Origin of the sequence: Pelagicoccus mobilis (assembly GCF_016595505.1) — a bacterium.
GTDB lineage: Bacteria > Verrucomicrobiota > Verrucomicrobiia > Opitutales > Opitutaceae > Pelagicoccus > Pelagicoccus mobilis.
Map to the genome: position 1 here is coordinate 1 of NZ_JAENIL010000167.1, position 312 is coordinate 312.

Sequence of the window (312 nt, forward strand, 5' to 3'; positions counted from 1 at the left end):
CAGAAAGCGAGAGCCTCGAGGGTATTATATCTTTCGAGGATCCACCACAGGCTCGAGCTCTGCACCTATGTAGAGGAACCTTCAACGTAGAGTTCATAAAAAACAAAGAAATCGTATTTAGATTGAATTACGCCCACGGAGAGTTTTCAGCCCCCCTCGCAACAGAAAGCCAAGAAAAGCTCTTATCGTTTCTAGATAGTCTTGGACTGCCAGCTGAGGATTGGGCAAAACTCGAGAGAGAACAATCTACCGCCAACCAAACGTCGCTCACAACTCCGGAGGCTCCGCCTCCTACGTCGTGAGGACTCGACG

At 49.4% G+C, this 312-nt stretch carries 1 protein-coding gene; it reads left to right on the forward strand.

The features are described from left to right. Positions 1-302 (forward strand): hypothetical protein (locus JIN87_RS28510; RefSeq protein WP_234033688.1); only part of this gene is annotated, 302 nt, incomplete at its 5' end. Positions 303-312: the final 10 nt, after the last annotated feature.